A 17,443-nucleotide genomic window follows, 5' to 3' on the forward strand; every position below is an offset into this window, starting at 1 on the left:
GGTTCTCCTTGCGTTTCCAGGGGTAAGGAATGTAGTTTTTGGGACGGACTCTGAACGTACGGGATTCGTTTGCGTGTCATGCCTCGGCCGTGACCGGTGCGAACCGGTCGACGGCAAATGCCTCGATGGGTGTTGCCGTCTCACCGCTCGCGACCAGATCGGCGAGGACTTCGCCAACGCCGGGGGCCAGCAGGAAACCACCGCCCGAGAAGCCGAAGGCGTGCACGAGACGCGGTGTCGTGCGGCTCATGCCGATGATTGGGTTGTTGTCGGGCGTCTCGCCCTCCACACCGCTCCATGTGCGAATCAGCAACGCGTTGCGCAGCCCCGGCAGCAACGCGCAGGCCTCGCGCATCACCGCGCGCGTGGTGTCGGCCGACGGCTGGGCGTATTCGCCGTCGCCGGTGCCGCGTCCGCCACCGATGATGCAGTTGCCGCGCTCGACCTGACGCGCGTATACCCCGCCGCCGTACACCCCGAGATTGTGGGCGACGAACTTCGGCAGCGGTTCGGTCACCCACATGTTCGGATAGATGGCATGCATCGGCACGTGCTCGCCGAACGTGCCGGCAATATGATTCGCCCAGGCACCGGAAGTGTTGAGCAGCCAGTCGGCGCACACATGCAACGCGTCACCTTGCGCGGGTTGGGCCGTGAGCTGGAAGCGCACGCCATCGTGAACCACCGACGTGATCGGGGTGCGCTCACGCACGTCGGCGCCCAGCGCACGGGCCGCACGCGCAAAGGCCGGCGACACCAGACGCGGATTCGCATGCCCATCGCTCATGCACAGCGAGCCGCCGATCGCACCGTCGCCCAGCCACGGAAAGCGCCGGCGAAACTCGGCACCCCGCAATACGGTTGTGGCCAGACCGTAACGGCTCGCCATTTCCGACCACGCGTCGAGCGGCGCCAGATCGCTCTCGCGACGGGCAAGACGCAGATGGCCCGAACGCACGAATTCGCCGTCGATGCCGATCAGCTCAGGCAGACGATCCCAAATCCGGCGCGCGCGCATCGCGAGCGGCAGTTGTTCTTCCGGACGCCCCTGACAGCGCACGCCGCCGTAGTTCACGCCGCTGGCCTGCGCGCCGCAATAGCGCCGCTCGAACAGCGCAACGCGCAAACCGCGCTCGGCCAGCGCTCGCGCGGCCGATGCCCCCACCAACCCGCCACCGGCGACGACGACGTCGTAATGCAAGGTCTCACTCATCGCGCGCCTCCTCGGGGATGGCCGCAACGTTCTCGTCGAACAGCATCCGTGCAATCGGAATCGGTTTGATCGGGGCCTGCGCGCGCAGACGCCCCACTTGTGCAAGCGTCTGCCCGCTCGCCTGCGCCAGCAGATGGCACGCCGCCTCGCCGCACATACGGCCCTGACAGCGCCCCATGCCCACCCGCGTGAGCGCCTTGAGCCGGTTGATTTCGGTAACGCCGTCATGGCGCACGCAATCGCGCAACGTGCGTGCATCGACTTCTTCGCAACGGCAAACGAGCATGTCGTCGGGCCAATGCACCGACGGATCTTCCGGCATTGCGAACGCTTGCTCGATCCCCTCGCGAAAGCGGCGAATACCGGCAAGCTTGCGTTCGATGACGGCTGCATCGGGGGCGTCGGGAGTCACCGGCGACGCGATCCCGAGATCCTCGAGCAAGGCCAGTGCCGCGCGGCGGCCCGCGAGTTCGGCCGCGTCTGCGCCGGCAATACCCGCGCCATCGCCTGCCAGATAGATGCCCGGTTGCGAACTGCGGCCAGCCGCGTCACGCTCGGGCAGCCAGCATCGATTGAGTTCGTCGAAAACGAAACGGCAACCGGCCAGATCGGCCAGCTGCGTCTCGGGGCGCAGGCCAAAGCCCAATCCGACCGCGCTGCATTCGAGCGTGTGTTCGCGGCCGTCGCGCCGCCAGCGAATCGCCCGCACCCCCGCCGTGCCGTCAACCCCTTCGAGCGTCACACCCTGTTCGATGCGGATACCGTGCGCACGCAGCCATCCCACGTAATAGAGGCCCTTGGCGAAGGTGGCCGGCTGATTCAGCAGGCGTGGCGTGGCCTTGACCTGGCTGGCGAACGCGCTAGTGTCGAGCACGGCCACCACGTTCGCACCGGCCCTCGCATATTGGTACGCCGCGAGATACAGCAGTGGCCCGGTGCCCGCGAACACCACGCGATCGCCAATGGCACAGCCCTGCGCCTTGAGCGCCACTTGCGCGCCGCCCAGCGTGTACACGCCCGGCAACGTCCAGCCCGGCAACGGCAGCACGCGATCGGTCGCGCCGCTCGCAACGATCAGATGCGTGAACGGCACCGGCTTTTCGCGGCCGCCGTGCATTGTGTGGAGTTGCTTCGGATCGCAGGCCCAGACCAGTGTCTCGGGTCGATAGTCGATCTGCGGCAACAGCGCCGCCATTGTGTTGTGGATGGCGTCGGCCTTGGCGGCCTCGAAGCCGTACAGCGCCTGCTTGGTTCGCGTGAACCCCGCCCCCGCCGGGGGTTGCCGGTAAATCTGCCCGCCCCAGCGAATGTTCTCGTCGAGCACGATGGGATGCAGACCGGCCGCCACGAGCGTCTGCGCTGCACGTATGCCGGCAGGGCCTGCGCCCACGATGACGATCTCGGAACGCTCAGTCATGCGAGCCTCCGTGCACCGCATTGGCTTCGGTCGCGCGGGTCAGAATACGCATGCCCTCGTGTACCGGCGTTGTGCAGGCGCGCAGACGCGAAAGCTGCGCGTTGCCCCCTGCGACAGGCACGGATTCGCAACGCACCCAACAGTCCTGGCACGCGCCGATCAGGCAAAAGCCTGCGCGTGGCGTGCCGCTGAATTCGCTGATGCGCACATGACGCTGATGCGTGAGGATGGCCGTGAGCAGGGTATCGCCCGCAAGCGCCTGCACTGGCTCGCCGTCAAGATAGAACGTGACAGGCGAGCGCGACGTTTCGGCAAGACGGGTCAGTTGCGAATGACCAGGCGCGCGTGAGTCTGGCGAAGAATGAAAAGAGCGGGTCATGAGAATCTGCTTAGCGCGCGTTCAATGCTGGCCGATCAGGATGCGGTTCAGGCCGTAGACACGGTCGAGCAGCAGCATCGCGCCCAGTGTCACGGCAATGACCAGCGCCGAGACGGACGCCATCATCGGATCGATCGACTCGGTCGCGTACATGTACATGCGCACGGGCAGCGTGACCGTTTGCGGCGCCGTGAGGAAGACGGACATCGTCAGTTCGTCGAAGCTGTTGATGAACGCGAGCAGCCAGCCGCCGGTAATGCCCGGCAGAATCATCGGCATGGTCACGCGCCGGAAGGTCGTCCATGCACCTGCGCCCAGCGACGCCGCCGCGTGTTCGACGCTGCGGTCGAGCCCGCTGATCGACGCCAGCACGAGGCGCATGATGAACGGCGTCACGACGATCATGTGTGCAAAGGTCAGCGACACAAACGAGCCGGTCATGCCGAGCATCGCGAAGAAACGCAGCAGTGCGATGCCGAGTACAAGGCCCGGAATCACCAGCGGCGAGAGCAGCAGGCCGTTGAGGAAGTTACGCCCCGGAAAGCGCGATCGGCCGATGGCCAGTGCCGCAGGCAGCGCGATCACCAGCGAGAGCGTGGCCGAGAGGACCGCCAGCTTCAGGCTGGTGAAGAACGACGCGATGAAATCGGGATAGTCGAGAATCGCGCGGAACCAGCGCAGCGACACGCCGCGCGTAGGCAGCGAGAGCGTTTGTTCCGGCGTGAACGCGACCAGCACGACGATGATCATCGGCGCGAGGACGAAGAGGATGACGAGCGTATGGAACGCAAGCGCCAGAGGACTGTTTTTACGCATAATGGCGAATAGGTTCTGTTCTGCGGGAGACGTGCCCTGGCCTTAACCCATGCTGCGCGAATAGCGGCGCTCGAGCAGGCGGTAGTACGTCAGCATCACGATCAGGTTCGCCGCGAGCAGCAGCACGGCGATGGTCGCGCCCAGCGGCCAGTTCAGCGAACTCAGGAACTGGTCGTACACGGCAGTGGCGGCAACCTTGAGGCGGCGTCCGCCCAGCAGACTCGGGATCGCAAACGCGCTGGCCGACAGACCGAACACCATCAGACTGCCCGACAGAATGCCCGGCACCAGTTGCGGCAGCACGATGCGGCGCAGGGTGGTCGCAGGCGAGGCCATCAGCGACAGCGCGGCGTTCTCCGTCTGCGGATCGAGGCGTTGCAGCGATGTCCAGACCGGAATGACCATGAACGGCAGCATCACGTGCACGAGTGCGACGACGATCGCGAAGTTGGTGTACTCCATCTTGTACGGCCCCATACCGAGCAGACCGAACGCCTGATTGATCAGGCCACCGGAGCTGAGCAGCATGCTCCAGCCAAATGCGCGCACCACGATCGACACGAGTAGCGGCGAGAGGATCACCAGCAAGAAAAGCGAGCGCCACGGGTCTCCCATGCGCGAGAGCACATAGGCTTCGAACGTGCCTACCACCGCGCACACCGCGGTGACCGTCAGCGAGATGCCGAACGTGCGCACGAAGATCGTGTGGAAGTACGAGTCGAACAGCACTTCCTTGTAGTTCTCGAACTGGAACGCGGCAATCGGGCCGCTCGCCGGATCGAACTGATAGAAGGTGAGCGCAAACGTCATGAGCAGCGGGATGAGCACCAGCGCCACGAACAACAGCATGGCCGGGGCACTCATGACCCACATGGGCAGAAACGCATGCCAGGGGGCACGCGTGGCGGGCGCGGCGTCGGCGCGCGGCACTTGCAGCGTCTCAGCCATTCGCGCGCGCTCCCGCACAGACGAAGCGAACCGCTTCCGCCTGCCAGTCCAGACCAACCGGCGCACCTTCGCCCAGCGGCTCGCCGCCTTCGTTCTGGCAACACACGAGCACTTCGCCCAGCGCGCTGTCTACGCGGTACAACCACTGGCTGCCGAGGAAGAAGCGGCTCGTGACCGTGGCCGGCAGACGGCCCGCCGATGGCGCGCACAAACGCACCTTTTCCGGGCGCAAGCACATGGTGATGGCGTCGCCCACCGCCATGCCGCGATCCTGGACCGAGAGATCCGCCAGCGATGCACGCTGCATGAGTTGCGCGCCCAGTTCGATATGCAGATGTTCATCGTCTCGCGCGGTCACACGCCCGGCCAGCATGTTGGCCTTGCCGATGAATTGCGAGACGAACGGCGTTTCCGGACGCTCGTATGCGCGGTACGGCGTGTCGACCTGCGTGATGCGCCCGGCTTCCATCACCACCACGCGATCGCTGATCGACAGCGCTTCTGACTGGTCGTGCGTGACCATGATGGTGGTCGTGCCGATCTTGCGCTGGATCGAGCGCAACTCGAACTGCATGTCTTCGCGCAACTTGGCGTCGAGGTTGGACATCGGCTCGTCGAGCAGTAGTACGGGCGGCGCGATCACGACCGCGCGGGCGATCGCCACGCGCTGACGCTGACCGCCGGAGAGTTCGCGTGGAAAGCGATGACCGAGGGTGTCCAGGCGCACAAGGGCGAGCGCCTCGCGAACCCGTTCCCGACGCTCGGCCTTGTCCACACCTCGCATCTCGAGACCGAAGCCGACGTTGTCCGCCACCGTCATGTGCGGAAACAGCGCGTAGCTCTGGAACACGATGCCGAGTCCGCGCTTGTTAGGGCGCATGTGCGTAATGTCGCGCCCGTCGAGCGTAATGCGCCCGGTCGTGGTTTCGACAAAGCCCGCGATCATCTGCAACGTGGTGGTCTTGCCGCAGCCCGAAGGGCCGAGCAGCGAGACGAACTCGCCCTTTTCCACCGAGAGATTGACGTTCGAGACAGCGCTCAACTCGCCAAACGTTTTGGATACATCCGTCAAGGTCAGGAAAGACATGGTCACTACCTTCGGGCGCGTGCACGCCGCAAGAAATGCAATTGCATCGAACAGTAGCGAGCCAAATTCCCTGTCGCAAGATAACGATTCCGCGAAATGAGATAAATTTTATGATTATTTCGTTTGGCGGAATACTTAACCGATCGGCACGTGATTTCGTTTCGCATCACCGCCTCGGGATAATCCCTAACTTACGGCGAATAGTGGGTATTTTTTCGTGTTTCGGTTAGGCAAGCCAGTTTTCAAGCAACGTCGGGTTACGCTAATATTTCGTTTGACGGAATATTTGAGACTCTGATGAACACCTCCGATTCGCCCCGTGCGTCGAAGTCGTCGACGCTGGAAATCGCTGGCGCGGGCATTTTGCAACGCACCTTTGCCGTCATCCGTGCGCTGGGCGACGCCAAGCCCGAGGGTGAGCGCGTTACCCACATCGCCAAAGCCGTGGGCCTCAGTCAAGCGACGGTGCATCGAATTCTGCACGCGCTCATCGCGGAGCAGGTGGTGGAGCAGGACGAAACGTCCAAGCTCTACCGGCTGAGCATCGACTTCTTCGCGATGGCCGCGCAGGCCGGTAACCCGAGCGGCATGCGCACCCTTTGCCGCCCGTCGCTGCTGCGCCTTTGCGCGAGCCTCGGCGACACCATCTTCTTGCTCGTGCGCAGCAGCTTCGACGCCGTCTGTCTCGACATGTGCGAAGGCCCCTTCCCCATTCGTTCTTTCACCGGCGACATCGGCGGACGCGTGGCGCTGGGCGTCGGTCAGGGGAGTCTGGCAATTCTCGCCTTCCTGCCGGAAGCCGAGCGCGAAGAGATCATTCGTTTCAACGTGCCGCGGCTACGTGGCTACGGCGTGCTCGACGAGGTCTATCTGCGCACCGAGATCGAACGCGTACGTCAATTGGGCTATGCCGGCAGCAATAGCGGCGTGCTCGATGGCATGGCGGGAGTGGCGGTTCCTGTGTTCGACCGCACCGGGCATGCCGTCGCCGCACTGAGCGTGGGCACGCTGGCCGCGCGGCTGTCTCAGGATCGTCTGCCGATGGTCGTGGAATTGCTTCGGCGTCAGGCTGAATTGATCGGCCCGCAAACCAATCCGTTCGATGTGGCGATGCGCCGCCCGATGCACGGCCTCACACGTGCACTGACGACCGAGCCGCTGGCCTGACGCCGCCGAGAGTGCGCACACCGGGCAGGTAGCGCCGATCCGGTGAATCGCCGGGCCGGGTCGCATTTATTGATGGCCGAAAATGGCCAGCCGGGATCACGCACAACTGCGAGAATCGCGGGCGGGGTTCGGCAACACTCTCGCGCCCGGAAATTCCCACAACCTCATTGACTGCCGACCCCTTTGCGGAGACATGACATGGCATCAGGCGAACATCAGTACCGGATCGGCGTCGAGTGGACCGGCAATCAGGGCAGCGGTACGTCAGGCTATCGCGAGTACGGGCGCAATCACGAGATTCGCGCCGACGGCAAGCCGACGATCCCCGGCTCGGCCGATCCCGCCTTTCGCGGCGACGCCGCGCGCTGGAATCCCGAAGACCTGCTGGTGGCGGCCACAAGCGCTTGTCACAAGCTCTGGTATCTGCACCTCTGCGCCGAAGCTGGCGTGGTCGTCGAGCGATATGTCGACGATGCGATCGGCACCATGATCGACACGGCGCAGGAAGGCCGTTTCACGCGCATCCTGTTGCGCCCGCACGTTACGATTCGCGCCGGAGGCAACGCCGCGCTCGCGGCCGAACTGCATCATGAGGCGCACGCCAGGTGTTACATCGCCAATTCGGTCAACTTCCCCATCGACTGCGAGCCGCGCATCGACGTTCTGCCGGGCTAAGTCAGGCGGCGTCGACTCAATTAAGCCGCAAGCTGCTTGGCCAGCGCCGCATCGCGCTGCTGCGCCCGCGCAAACGACTCGCGGGCGCGAAAGCGTTCCACGTACGCCTTTACGGACGGCGTCTCCGGCACGAGCTTGAACTGCGTGAGGAAATGCATCGCATTGCCCCACAACGCGTCGGCCGCCGTGAACGACTCGCCCAGCCACCATGGACCGGCGTCCTGCGACAAATGCCGCTCAAGCGTCCACATAACCGAATCATAGTCGCCATACGGGGAGCGCGAGCGCTCGGCACTTTCGCGCCCGAGCGACTTGTCGACCACCGCCGGCTCGACACAAGAGCCGTAGAAGACCATCCAGCGCAGATAAGGCCCGCGACGCGGATCGCCCGGCATCGGCGCCAGCCCCTTCTCCGGATAGAGTTCGGCGAGATACATATAGACGGCCGCCTGTTCTGTGACGATCGCATCGCCGTGGCGGATCGCCGGCACCTTCCCCATCGGATTCAGATCGAGGTACTCAGAGCCGCGTTGCTCGCCGGTCGCGAAGCGCAGCAGTTGAAGATCGTGCTCCGCCTGCAGTTCATCGAGCAGCACGAGCACTCCCGAAGAACGGGTATTGGGAGCGTGAAAGAACGTAATGCGCCGGTCCGTCGTCATGTCGTGTCTCCAGTCCATCGTCTCGTGAAGTGCCGGTGGCCCTGGTTCGGCCGGAAACGCCCGGATCGCCGCCGTCACGTCATCGAAAATGTTACTTCATCGCCTCGGGCTCGAGCGAATTGTTCCCGGGGGGGGCGGCCGCACCGGCGTCGAGCGTGTCGCTTGTCGGCGCATCGACCTGCTTCGCGCCCTGGGTTCGCGATGCACTCAGCGAGTGTCTCCGATGCGATAAATGCCGGTTCAACGTGGCGTGTTCCGCCTCAGTATAGGAGGCGCTTCCCCGCATAGCATGGGGACTCGACTAGGACGAACACATGAAATACTGCATTGGCATCTGATCCGGCACGCGCTCCCCGCACCGTGCCGTTTTGTACGGCCCGCAGTTCACCCTGCGGGCCGCCTTTTTCGAGTGTCGGCCTTCGTCGTGGGCACCATCGGTTTTTCCCGGCCGCGCTATCATGGCCGCCTGATATCACACCTCGTCTGCCGAATGCCCGCCATGACCGAACGCTTGCCCGTCGAACTTCCCAAAGCCTATCGCCTGCTCAACCATGGACCGACCGTTCTTGTGGGAAGTGCTCATGACGGACGCCGCAACGTCATGGCCGCCGCCTGGTCGATGCCGCTGGATTTCTCGCCGCCGAAAGTCGCCGTCGTCATCGACCGCAACACACTCACGCGCGAGTTGGTCGAAGCCTCCGGCGAGTTTTCGCTGAACGTGCCCGCGCGCGACATCGCCCGTGAAACACTGGCGGTCGGCTCGATCTCCGGGCGCGATACCGACAAGTTCGCCGACGGCACCGGCGTGCAGGCCTTCGATGGCTCACAAATCGCCGCACCGCTCATCGACGGATGCCTCGCGTGGCTCGAATGCCGCGTGATTCCCGAGCCGCACAATCAGGATCGCTACGATCTGTTTCTCGGCGAGGTCGTGGCGGCCTGGGCCGATCCGCGCGCGTTTCGCGACGGGCACTGGCAGTTCGAGCCCGGCGTGTCGCGCAGTCTTCATTACGTCGCCGGCGGTAACTTCTTCGCAACCGGCGAAGCATTCGAAGTCAAGCCATGAGCCATTCTCTGCCCGCCGCAGACAACGCCGACCCCAAACGCGATGGCGCTCACGCCCTCACGCTCGCCGCTCGTGCCCTCTGGCGCACGAACGGTGCAATCGGTTCGATGCCGTCGCATTTGCCAAGCGCAGACAGGCGCGGCAGAATTGACGCCGCTAGCGACGCTTTCGACACGACCGGTGCCGGCGATGACAGGACCTGGGGAACGCCATCGTTCCCCCCCGGATCGCCCGCATCCCCCAAGCCGCCTGCAAAGTCAGCATCCCCATTCGGGCCGTTGCCGAACTCGCGGCCTGAGCCCTCGCCCGCAGCAATGCTGTCGTCCAACCGCCGGGCCTTGCCCGCTCGCCACGACATGACCGCCTCCGGAATCCATTCGCACGAACCGCTTGTACCCGCGTCCCTCTCACGGCTCGCGCCAACTGGCGGAGCAAGTCTCGACGAGGCGGAGCGTCTCGCGGCACTGCGCCGTTATGAGATTCTCGATACGCCGCCCGAGCCGGCGTTCGATCGCATCGTGCGGCTGGCCTCTCACCTGCTCGGCACGCCAATCGCACTCATCTCGCTGATCGACGAAACGCGCCAGTGGTTCAAGGCGCGTCAGGGCATCGATGCTGCGCAGACGCCGCGTTCGATGGCCTTCAGCGCGCACGCGATTCTCGACGACGACGTGCTCGTCGTGCCCGACGCGCGTGCCGACCGGCGCTTCGCCGACCACCCGCTGGTGACAGGAGAGCCGAACATCCGCTTCTACGCAGGCGCGCCGCTGCGCACGCCGGAAGGGCATCGTCTGGGCACACTGTGCGTGATCGACCGCCGGCCCCGCACGCTCGACGACGAGAAACGCGCCCTGCTCGCCGATCTGTCGGCGCTCGTCGTGGACGAACTCGAACTGCGTCGTGTCAACCGGGTGCTCGGCGACATGGCCATGCGCGACGGCCTGACCGGCGCGCTCAACCGCCGCGCTTTCCTCATGCAGGCCGAACGCCAGTTCGCTGCCGCCCGCGCGCAGCAACGGCGCCTGTCCGTGCTGATGCTCGACATCGATCATTTCAAGGGGGTCAACGACACCTGGGGGCATGCGATAGGCGACCGCGTCATCGCGGAGTTGACGCTGGTCTTGCGAGCAACGCTGCGCAAGGGTACTGTGATCGGCCGTCTCGGCGGTGAGGAATTCGCGGTACTGCTGCCCGAGGCCGATGCACAACGCGCGATGCAGGCGTCCGAGCGTTTGCTCACCGCCATCGGCAATGCCAGCGTGCCCGGGCCTAACGGACCGGTGCGCTTTTCTGCGAGCATCGGCATCAGCAGCCTCGCCATGGACGACGCCGATTTCGGCACGCTGCTCCAACGGACTGACCGAGCGTTGTATGCCGCCAAGCAGGCCGGCCGCAACCGCGCGGCGGTGCTGTAATCCCAACCCGCGACTAACGAAAGCGACGAGCACGATGGGTAAAAGCCGACTGGAAGCCTTCAGCGATGGTGTGATCGCCATCATCATCACGATCATGGTGCTGGAGATGAAAGCACCGCACGGCAGCGAACTGGCCGACCTCCTGCCGGTTGCGCCGACATTCCTCACCTACATCCTGAGCTACGTCTACGTTGGCCTGTACTGGAACAACCATCACCATCTTTTCCATGTCGTGCAGCGGGTCTCGGGCAGCGTGCTCTGGGCCAATCTGCACCTGCTTTTCTGGCTGTCGCTGGTCCCGTTCGTTACGCACTGGCTGGGCGAAAACCATTTCACCGCGTGGCCGACGGCGCTCTACGGCATTGTGTTGTTCATGGCGGCGATGGCGTATTACATCCTCACGCGAACCCTGCTGGCCGTGCATGAAGAAGGCGGTAACGCGAAACTCGCCACCGCCCTGGGGCGCGACGCCAAGGGCAAGCTGTCGGTGGTGGCCTACGCACTGGCCATCGGTCTGGCGTTCGTGGTGCCGGCTGTCTCGCTTGTACTGTACGCACTGGTCGCCGCCGTATGGCTGATTCCCGATCGCCGGATCGAGCACGTCCTCAGGTCGTGAGACGGCTGCGCCCCCCTCCGAACGATGCACGGCAACAGTCGACGGGCATCGGGTTTTTACGTAGTATCCGCTTCATCATGCAAAACGTAACTTTTGAACTCACGGGCGAATTCGTCGCCCTGAACGACTTGCTCAAGCTCACCGGTCTCGTGGATTCGGGCGGCGCGGGCAAAGTCATGGTCGCCAACGGCGTAGTCAGCGTCGACGGCCAGATCGAGACCCGCAAAACCTGCAAGATCCGCGCCGGCCAGACCGTTTCGGTCGACGGCGTGCGAATCCGCGTCAAGGCAGCCTGACGCCGACGCGCCGCTCGCGGCCTCCCGCCCCCACCCGCTGTCGTGTTGCCTGCCCCGGCAAGGCGTCGCCGTCCGACGCTCTCCCGGTTTCTCCCATGTGAGCCTGCTGTCGCAGGTCGCTATACTTGAAAGCGTTTTGGCGTGTCAGCTCAAGTCACCCCCGACAATGATCGAAGGACGTCCGAGGAGGCCCTTGCGATGGTCGTGCCCGGTTCACCGTCCGCCACCGGCACCACACCGGCCCCTGGGCGCGAAGCGCTGCTAGCGGCGCTCGACCGCTCGCTGGGCATGCTCACGCTCACGCCGGACGGCATCATCGTCGACGTCAACGACAAGCTGCTGGGCGTGTTCGGCTACGCGCGCGCCGACCTGATCGGCAAGCCGCACACCATGCTGTGCGAACCGGGCGACGCCACCTGCGGCGACGCCCTCGCCCAAGTCATCAGCACCCAACGCTCGCACACCGGACAAGTGCGCCGCCGTCGTCACGACGGCGAAGCCATCTGGCTCGAAGCGACCTACAACCCGGTATTCGACGACACCGGCAAGCTCGCCTTCGTCATCAAGCTCGCAGTGGATGTGACCGCCCGCGTGGAGCGTCAGGCGGCCGACGACGCGCGCCTCCATCTGCTGTCGCTCGGCGTCGACGAGACCGACAACGCCGTGCTCATCACCGATGCGCACGGCTGCGTGCGCTATATCAACGCAGGCTTCACGCGCATGCTGGGTTACGCCGCGAGCGAGGTGATCGGCCAGTCCGTCCACGTCCCGTCCGGCCAGTTTGGCACGACACATGTGGGTGAGCGCTCCGATGGCTCATCGGCCATCGACGTCAGGCAGGCGCTTGCAGACTGTCTCGTCGCCGCCAGCGGCGGCCGAAGCTGTCACTGCGAAGTGCTCGTACGCACGGCGCAACATCATCCGCTGTGGGCCTCGGTCGTGACGAACCCGATTCTCGATGCGAACGGCAAGCTCCTCAACGCCGTGGTGCTGTTCACCGACATCACGCAATCGAAGATCCAGGAAGTGCTGCAACACAAGGCGCTCGCCGCGATGGTGCGCGATGCGCCGCTCGCAGAAGTGCTCACGCTCATCTGCCGGGAACTGGAGCAGATCGCCCCCGAGGTTCTGGCCTCAGTCGTGCGGGTCGATGCCGAGGGCCGGTTGCGCCCCCAGGCGGGGCCAAGCTTGCCCGCGCCGTATCACCAGATCATCGACGGCATCGCCATCGGGCCGAATGTGGGCACCTGCGGCACGGCGGCCTTTCAGGCACGGCCAGTGATCGTGACCGACATCGCGAACGACCCGCGTTGGGCCAACTTCCGTAGCATGGCTGCCGAATTCGGGCTGGCCGCGTCGTGGTCCATGCCGATCATCGCGAACGACGGACGTGTGCTCGGCGTACTCGCGTTCTATTACCGTACGGTGCGCGGCCCGGACGCCCTGCATGAACGGCTCGTCGACGTGTGCGTACATCTGTGCAAGCTGGCCTTCGAGCGGGATGAATCGCGCACGCGCATCCGTCAACTGGCTTTCTCGGACAGCCTCACCGGTCTGCCCAATCGAAGCATGCTCGGCGTGCTCGCCGCCCAGGCCATCGCCAGCGCAGACGAGCTGAACACGCGCATGGCCGTCATCTTCATCGATCTGGATCGCTTCAAGCAGATCAACGACTCGCTGGGCCATCAGGCGGGTGACGTGCTGCTGCGCACGATCGCCCAGCGCCTGCGACGCTCGCTACGCGGCGCGGATATCGTCGCGCGCTTGTCGGGCGATGAGTTCGTGGCTGTGCTCACGGAGTGCGACCCCGAACGGCTCGATATCGCCATCGAACGCATGCGCAGCGCGCTGACCGCACCGTGCCAGATCGATGGCGTGACGCTCGTGCCTTCGGGCAGCTTCGGCATCAGCCTGTATCCGAATCACGGCAAGGCGTTCGACCTGTTGCTGCAACGCGCCGACATGGCGATGTATCAGGCGAAGATGACCAGCCCGGGCAGCGCGCGCTTCTATAACGAAGACATGAACATCCACGCGCAGGAGCGGCTCGAGCTGGAGACCGCCATGCGCGACGCCCTGCGGCGCGGGAAACTCCAGCTCTTCTACCAGCCGCAAATCAATCTGCTCGACGAATCGGTGTACGGTGCCGAGGCGCTGACCCGCTGGACGCATCCACTGCACGGCGAGGTATCGCCGTCGCGCTTCATTGCGTTGGCTGAAGAATGCGGGCTGATCGGCGAACTGGGTATGTGGACGTTGCGCGAGTCATGCCGTCAACTGGCGGATTGGCGGCGGCGCGGCGTGGGCATTCCAAATGTGTCGGTCAATCTCTCACCGACCAACTTCCACGATCACGACCTGCCGCGCATGATTGCCGAGACACTCGCCGATCATGGATTGCCCCCCTCCTGCCTGGCCATCGAGATCACGGAAAGCGTACTGATGGACCACAATCCGAGCACGCTGCGCATCATCGACGAGGTCCACAGCATCGGCGTGCGTCTGTCGCTGGACGACTTCGGCACGGGTTACTCGAGCCTGAGCTACCTGCGCCGGCTGCCGGTCTCGGAACTGAAACTCGACCGCAGTTTCGTGCACGACATCACGCGCGACGAGACGGTGCGTGCCCTGACCAGCGCGATCATCAGCATCGGGCGCAATCTGCATCTCACGGTGGTGGCGGAAGGCGTGGAAGACGAAGCCCAGCGGGATCTGCTCGTCGCTCAGGGCTATCGCGTGGCACAGGGGTATCTGTTCTCCCCCGCGCTGTCGGCGGGCGACCTCGAACATTGGCTCGAACGGTGGTCGGCACGACAACGCGCCCCGAATCCCGTAGCCTCCTGAATCACGGCGCGAGGCCCAGCTCCATCTGGTGCAGCGCCGTCTCGATGGCCTGACTCTGTTCGGCGTTGAGCAAGTCGGCCGCAATACTTGTCTGGCGGCGATAGATCATCTCGCCATAGACGTCTGCCAGCGCGCGCGCCGACTGACACAGCGACCAATGACTATCGGCGGCCTGATGGCCCGTCCAGTAGTTGATCGCCTGCTCGATTTCGGCGATGGAATAATTGGCTTTCATGAGAGGTTCTGTCTCGCCGTGGAGTTGAATACTGTAATTATATACAGCATCTGGGAACGCTGAAAATCGCATTGCGTTGCACTCTGCACATGGCCCGATTCTCAGGCGCGCGTTTCGGAACTGCAACACTTGATGCGGAGCAAACTGGACACGCGTTCCGCAAGACATAAAAAAATCAATAAAAATCATAAGTTTACGAATTCCGGCACGATATTGGCTTGAGGGTCCGGGAAACGCCGTGCAGCGGTTTGCGATGCTCGCGCTGCACAGGTATCCCCATGATCGCCCCGACGGAGCCAGCCATGCCGCCGAGACACGCCACACCCCAGATGCTGCCCGCTCTGCACGTTGCCGCGCCGCTACGGTACGGTCTCATTGCGTTCTGTCTACTCATCGCACCCGGCTTCGCTCGCGTCCGCGCGCAATCGATGCCGCCAACCGTCACTGCCCCCACCGATCCGTTTCATCAACCGTGTGTTGCCATCCATGCCACACCGGATGCGCACGGCAGACCTCGCCTCTTCACGCTGCCGGGCGTCGTCGCACCGATGGCAGCGGCAAACGCCATCGTCCGCAAGCAATACATCGACCTCGACGACCGCTGCGCGATGCCCCCTGCCTTCGCGCCGACGCGTGACACCGACTCGACGAACGTCTGGTATGTGGGCGCCCCCGCCGATGACAGGCACGCCACCTCACGGCACTCCGGTACAAGCGCCTTGCACGGCCTCATGTCCTGAGCGGCGGCGGACGACGTTTGTTATGCTGCGTCTTTCGCGTGCATCTCTGACTTAACGCCTCGCACGCCCAGATTTTCCGGAATCTCAATGCCCGCCAATACGCCTGATACCCCCACCCCGTCCGACAAGTCGCGTCACGCCAAACCGGCACCGGCCAACGTCACACCGCCGCCGCCCGGCGCCGTGCCACTCGCCTGGGTCGGATTGCTAGCCGCCGCCGCGTGGGTGCTCAAAAGCCCGCATCCTACGTGGGGCGTCGGTGTCCTGTGCCTTTGCGCCGGGCTGATTTCGTCGTTCGGCGCGCGCCGCCGGGGTCGCATGCCGTGGCCCGCATTCTTCACGGGGCTGTTGCCCGTGGGTGTCGCGCTCTTCTTTGCGCTGCTCATGCTGCGTCCGCTATTCCGGTGACAGTTCACGGGCGAGTCACAGGGCTGACACCGTCAGGCGACAAAGCGTGCATCGATGAGTTACCCACAGCTTCTGTGGATAACCCACTGGATAACCCGGCGAGACCCCTCCGAAACGCCCGCTACCACAGGCTGTCAAGAGGATTGCCCGTTTCGTCATCAGCCTTGGATAAATTTTTTACACTTGACGTTTTGCCCCGCTTCTGTGCGGAGATGTCATGGCTTTGACATGGCGCAATCCGGCGGGAAATGACCCGCCGGATTGCCCGAAAACATGAGGTTTCTCGCCAAGGGCAGGGTTCGCAGTGCAAGCGAATCGGCCTATGATGGAGTCACGCGATACCTCGCCATGCATGACTTGAGACCCCTCGCAGGGTCTGCGGCTCAGCGGCCGTCTCGCTTTTCAGTGACTTCGGGAGAACCGTCTCGTATGACCCAATCCGACAAACCGTCCGTTACTTCATCCTCGCCTGCCGACGCCCCGCTTACCGAGGCCGAGCGCGTCCATCTGGACGATCTGCTCGCGCATCACTCGGTCACCGAAACCGTTGATCGCGCCTCCGTCATCGACCTGATCAAAGCGCTGCGCTCGCCCGAGGTGAAAACGCCGGAAGACCGCGAGCGTGTGGTCAAGGAAAGCCGGCTGTGGCGGGAGGTGTCGCATCGCGATACCGCCATGTCGCTGCTCAATTCGCTTGCACAGATGGCGCCGATCTTCCTCAACCAGATTCACTGGTAAAAGCTGTCGCGCCGGTCTCCGCCGGCGCGCGCCCTCCTTTTTTTCTTCCGCGGCGCCCTTCCGCGCCACAAAGCTTCCCGTCAATTGATCTGGATTAACTTTGCGTGCGAACCATCGCCCGCGAGCAGGACGCTGTCCGATACGTGCCTTACAATGCGGGTCGCCCAAGTTTTCCCTGTTGATCCGACACCATGACCACCACGCTGGACACCCCGATCGAATTCAAGAGCTGGATCTGCCTGATCTGCGGCTGGATCTACAACGAAGCCGAAGGCGCACCGAATGACGGCCTCGCCCCCGGCACCCGATGGGTCGACGTGCCCGCTGACTGGCGCTGCCCAGAGTGCGACGTTTCGAAGGAAGATTTCGTGCTGTCGGAGTTCTGAGTCTGACAGCCGCGATAGGTTTGATGCCGGTTTGATGCCGGTTTCATGCTGGTTTGGCGCTCGTGCTGCGGGCAAAGCCGCCGGCACGGCATCAGTGATGCCAGCCCCATCCCCGACCTCGGCCGCGCCAGCCACGGTCGTAGCCGCCCGACACACCGAAGGTGACCACCGGCGCGGGCACGACATAGCCGGGCGCGTATCCCGCATCGTAGCCCGGCGCATAGCCATAATTGTCGTAGTAGCCGTACGCCGGTGAGCCGTACGGCACGGCAACACAACCGGCCATCATCACGACGACAGCCGTGCCGCCGGCCAGCATAAGTAAGCGTTTCACGATA

At 64.1% G+C, this 17,443-nt stretch carries 20 protein-coding genes and 2 pseudogenes; 11 read left to right on the plus strand and 11 right to left on the minus strand.

The window, feature by feature from the left end; translation table 11 throughout:
- Positions 1–76: 76 nt before the first annotated feature.
- The 7 genes and pseudogenes from PCO31110_RS08270 to PCO31110_RS08295 form a co-directional block, all read right to left on the minus strand.
- Positions 77–1,213 carry an NAD(P)/FAD-dependent oxidoreductase gene (locus tag PCO31110_RS08270; RefSeq protein WP_150690142.1) on the minus strand — a complete coding sequence of 379 codons (1,137 nt, stop codon included), beginning with the start codon at positions 1,211–1,213 and terminating at the stop codon, positions 77–79.
- Positions 1,206–2,630, minus strand: a complete 1,425-nt coding sequence (locus PCO31110_RS08275) for an FAD/NAD(P)-dependent oxidoreductase (RefSeq protein WP_150690143.1) — start codon at positions 2,628–2,630, stop codon at positions 1,206–1,208. The genes PCO31110_RS08270 and PCO31110_RS08275 overlap by 8 nt, the downstream gene beginning before the upstream one ends.
- A complete protein-coding gene (locus PCO31110_RS08280; RefSeq protein WP_150690144.1) occupies positions 2,623–3,009 on the minus strand; it encodes a (2Fe-2S)-binding protein in 387 nt (128 codons plus the stop codon). Before PCO31110_RS08280 ends, PCO31110_RS08275 begins: the two co-directional genes overlap by 8 nt.
- A 21-nt stretch (positions 3,010–3,030) precedes the next feature.
- On the minus strand, positions 3,031–3,825 hold the full coding sequence (locus PCO31110_RS08285; protein WP_010806024.1) for an ABC transporter permease: 795 nt from the start codon (positions 3,823–3,825) through the stop codon (positions 3,031–3,033).
- A 42-nt stretch (positions 3,826–3,867) separates the two neighbouring features.
- On the minus strand, positions 3,868–4,773 hold the full coding sequence (locus PCO31110_RS08290; protein WP_010806025.1) for an ABC transporter permease: 906 nt from the start codon (positions 4,771–4,773) through the stop codon (positions 3,868–3,870).
- Positions 4,766–5,035: pseudogene (locus PCO31110_RS26250) on the minus strand (TOBE domain-containing protein); the annotation flags it as partial. The pseudogene PCO31110_RS26250 and the gene PCO31110_RS08290, both read right to left, overlap by 8 nt.
- Before the next feature lie 98 nt (positions 5,036–5,133).
- Positions 5,134–5,860 (minus strand): annotated as a pseudogene (locus PCO31110_RS08295) (ABC transporter ATP-binding protein); the annotation flags it as partial.
- A gap of 297 nt (positions 5,861–6,157) precedes the next feature.
- Between PCO31110_RS08295 and PCO31110_RS08300 the strand changes: the two are divergent.
- Together PCO31110_RS08300 and PCO31110_RS08305 are read left to right on the plus strand one after the other, a co-directional pair.
- Complete coding sequence (locus PCO31110_RS08300; protein ID WP_150690146.1) at positions 6,158–7,027, plus strand: IclR family transcriptional regulator; 870 nt, start codon at positions 6,158–6,160, stop codon at positions 7,025–7,027.
- Between the two features lie 198 nt (positions 7,028–7,225).
- Positions 7,226–7,702 (plus strand): OsmC family protein, encoded by a 477-nt coding sequence (locus PCO31110_RS08305; RefSeq protein ID WP_150690147.1) that lies wholly within the window; start codon positions 7,226–7,228, stop codon positions 7,700–7,702.
- Positions 7,703–7,722: 20 nt separating this feature from the next.
- On the opposite strand, the gene PCO31110_RS08310 is transcribed toward PCO31110_RS08305, so the two are convergent.
- A complete protein-coding gene (locus tag PCO31110_RS08310) occupies positions 7,723–8,361 on the minus strand; it encodes a glutathione S-transferase family protein (RefSeq protein ID WP_010806029.1) in 639 nt (212 codons plus the stop codon).
- A 499-nt stretch (positions 8,362–8,860) separates the two neighbouring features.
- On the opposite strand from PCO31110_RS08310, the gene PCO31110_RS08315 reads away from it, so the two are divergent.
- On the plus strand, positions 8,861–9,427 hold the full coding sequence (locus tag PCO31110_RS08315; RefSeq protein WP_010806030.1) for a flavin reductase family protein: 567 nt from the start codon (positions 8,861–8,863) through the stop codon (positions 9,425–9,427).
- Between the two features lie 49 nt (positions 9,428–9,476).
- Here PCO31110_RS08315 and PCO31110_RS08320 read toward each other — a convergent pair whose 3' ends face one another.
- Positions 9,477–9,785, minus strand: a complete 309-nt coding sequence (locus tag PCO31110_RS08320) for a hypothetical protein (protein WP_150690148.1) — start codon at positions 9,783–9,785, stop codon at positions 9,477–9,479.
- Between PCO31110_RS08320 and PCO31110_RS08325 the strand changes: the two genes are divergently transcribed.
- From PCO31110_RS08325 to PCO31110_RS08340, 4 genes are all read left to right on the plus strand, one after another.
- Positions 9,784–10,842, plus strand: a complete 1,059-nt coding sequence (locus PCO31110_RS08325; protein WP_150690149.1) for a GGDEF domain-containing protein — start codon at positions 9,784–9,786, stop codon at positions 10,840–10,842. The two genes, PCO31110_RS08320 and PCO31110_RS08325, sit on opposite strands and share 2 nt — an antisense overlap.
- A 34-nt stretch (positions 10,843–10,876) precedes the next feature.
- Complete coding sequence (locus tag PCO31110_RS08330; protein ID WP_150690150.1) at positions 10,877–11,458, plus strand: TMEM175 family protein; 582 nt, start codon at positions 10,877–10,879, stop codon at positions 11,456–11,458.
- A gap of 77 nt (positions 11,459–11,535) precedes the next feature.
- Positions 11,536–11,754 carry an RNA-binding S4 domain-containing protein gene (locus tag PCO31110_RS08335; RefSeq protein WP_010806034.1) on the plus strand — a complete coding sequence of 73 codons (219 nt, stop codon included), beginning with the start codon at positions 11,536–11,538 and terminating at the stop codon, positions 11,752–11,754.
- A 198-nt stretch (positions 11,755–11,952) separates the two neighbouring features.
- Positions 11,953–14,598, plus strand: a complete 2,646-nt coding sequence (locus tag PCO31110_RS08340) for a sensor domain-containing protein (RefSeq protein ID WP_150690151.1) — start codon at positions 11,953–11,955, stop codon at positions 14,596–14,598.
- A 1-nt stretch (position 14,599) separates the two neighbouring features.
- On the opposite strand, the gene PCO31110_RS08345 is transcribed toward PCO31110_RS08340, so the two are convergent.
- Complete coding sequence (locus tag PCO31110_RS08345; protein ID WP_010806036.1) at positions 14,600–14,833, minus strand: DUF3717 domain-containing protein; 234 nt, start codon at positions 14,831–14,833, stop codon at positions 14,600–14,602.
- Between the two features lie 302 nt (positions 14,834–15,135).
- Between PCO31110_RS08345 and PCO31110_RS08350 the strand changes: the two genes are divergently transcribed.
- From PCO31110_RS08350 to PCO31110_RS08365, 4 genes are all read left to right on the plus strand, one after another.
- Positions 15,136–15,573 carry a hypothetical protein gene (locus PCO31110_RS08350; protein ID WP_150690152.1) on the plus strand — a complete coding sequence of 146 codons (438 nt, stop codon included), beginning with the start codon at positions 15,136–15,138 and terminating at the stop codon, positions 15,571–15,573.
- An 87-nt stretch (positions 15,574–15,660) separates the two neighbouring features.
- A complete protein-coding gene (locus PCO31110_RS08355; protein WP_010806038.1) occupies positions 15,661–15,981 on the plus strand; it encodes a hypothetical protein in 321 nt (106 codons plus the stop codon).
- Positions 15,982–16,410: 429 nt separating this feature from the next.
- On the plus strand, positions 16,411–16,719 hold the full coding sequence (locus PCO31110_RS08360; RefSeq protein ID WP_010806039.1) for a hypothetical protein: 309 nt from the start codon (positions 16,411–16,413) through the stop codon (positions 16,717–16,719).
- A 191-nt stretch (positions 16,720–16,910) separates the two neighbouring features.
- Positions 16,911–17,105, plus strand: coding sequence for a rubredoxin (locus tag PCO31110_RS08365; RefSeq protein ID WP_010806040.1), 195 nt, complete (start codon positions 16,911–16,913; stop codon positions 17,103–17,105).
- A gap of 91 nt (positions 17,106–17,196) precedes the next feature.
- On the opposite strand, the gene PCO31110_RS08370 is transcribed toward PCO31110_RS08365, so the two are convergent.
- On the minus strand, positions 17,197–17,439 hold the full coding sequence (locus PCO31110_RS08370; RefSeq protein WP_246189778.1) for a hypothetical protein: 243 nt from the start codon (positions 17,437–17,439) through the stop codon (positions 17,197–17,199).
- Between the last annotated feature and the right edge of the window lie 4 nt (positions 17,440–17,443).

The organism is Pandoraea communis, assembly GCF_902459745.1.
Lineage (GTDB): Bacteria > Pseudomonadota > Gammaproteobacteria > Burkholderiales > Burkholderiaceae > Pandoraea > Pandoraea communis.

What these genes read in the sequence shown, in the direction of transcription:
- PCO31110_RS08360 (WP_010806039.1), top strand. Translation starts at nt 16,411, where the DNA reads ATGACCCAATCCGACAAACCGTCCGTTACTTCATCCTCGCCTGCCGAC.
- PCO31110_RS08330 (WP_150690150.1), top strand. Translation starts at nt 10,877, where the DNA reads ATGGGTAAAAGCCGACTGGAAGCCTTCAGCGATGGTGTGATCGCCATC.
- PCO31110_RS08345 (WP_010806036.1), bottom strand. Translation starts at nt 14,833, where the DNA reads ATGAAAGCCAATTATTCCATCGCCGAAATCGAGCAGGCGATCAACTAC.
- PCO31110_RS08355 (WP_010806038.1), top strand. Translation starts at nt 15,661, where the DNA reads ATGCCCGCCAATACGCCTGATACCCCCACCCCGTCCGACAAGTCGCGT.
- PCO31110_RS08340 (WP_150690151.1), top strand. Translation starts at nt 11,953, where the DNA reads ATGGTCGTGCCCGGTTCACCGTCCGCCACCGGCACCACACCGGCCCCT.
- PCO31110_RS08290 (WP_010806025.1), bottom strand. Translation starts at nt 4,773, where the DNA reads ATGGCTGAGACGCTGCAAGTGCCGCGCGCCGACGCCGCGCCCGCCACG.
- PCO31110_RS08285 (WP_010806024.1), bottom strand. Translation starts at nt 3,825, where the DNA reads ATGCGTAAAAACAGTCCTCTGGCGCTTGCGTTCCATACGCTCGTCATC.
- PCO31110_RS08365 (WP_010806040.1), top strand. Translation starts at nt 16,911, where the DNA reads ATGACCACCACGCTGGACACCCCGATCGAATTCAAGAGCTGGATCTGC.
- PCO31110_RS08280 (WP_150690144.1), bottom strand. Translation starts at nt 3,009, where the DNA reads ATGACCCGCTCTTTTCATTCTTCGCCAGACTCACGCGCGCCTGGTCAT.
- PCO31110_RS08325 (WP_150690149.1), top strand. Translation starts at nt 9,784, where the DNA reads ATGACCGCCTCCGGAATCCATTCGCACGAACCGCTTGTACCCGCGTCC.
- PCO31110_RS08300 (WP_150690146.1), top strand. Translation starts at nt 6,158, where the DNA reads ATGAACACCTCCGATTCGCCCCGTGCGTCGAAGTCGTCGACGCTGGAA.
- PCO31110_RS08320 (WP_150690148.1), bottom strand. Translation starts at nt 9,785, where the DNA reads ATGTCGTGGCGAGCGGGCAAGGCCCGGCGGTTGGACGACAGCATTGCT.
- PCO31110_RS08270 (WP_150690142.1), bottom strand. Translation starts at nt 1,213, where the DNA reads ATGAGTGAGACCTTGCATTACGACGTCGTCGTCGCCGGTGGCGGGTTG.
- PCO31110_RS08275 (WP_150690143.1), bottom strand. Translation starts at nt 2,630, where the DNA reads ATGACTGAGCGTTCCGAGATCGTCATCGTGGGCGCAGGCCCTGCCGGC.
- PCO31110_RS08305 (WP_150690147.1), top strand. Translation starts at nt 7,226, where the DNA reads ATGGCATCAGGCGAACATCAGTACCGGATCGGCGTCGAGTGGACCGGC.
- PCO31110_RS08315 (WP_010806030.1), top strand. Translation starts at nt 8,861, where the DNA reads ATGACCGAACGCTTGCCCGTCGAACTTCCCAAAGCCTATCGCCTGCTC.
- PCO31110_RS08310 (WP_010806029.1), bottom strand. Translation starts at nt 8,361, where the DNA reads ATGACGACGGACCGGCGCATTACGTTCTTTCACGCTCCCAATACCCGT.
- PCO31110_RS08350 (WP_150690152.1), top strand. Translation starts at nt 15,136, where the DNA reads ATGCCGCCGAGACACGCCACACCCCAGATGCTGCCCGCTCTGCACGTT.
- PCO31110_RS08335 (WP_010806034.1), top strand. Translation starts at nt 11,536, where the DNA reads ATGCAAAACGTAACTTTTGAACTCACGGGCGAATTCGTCGCCCTGAAC.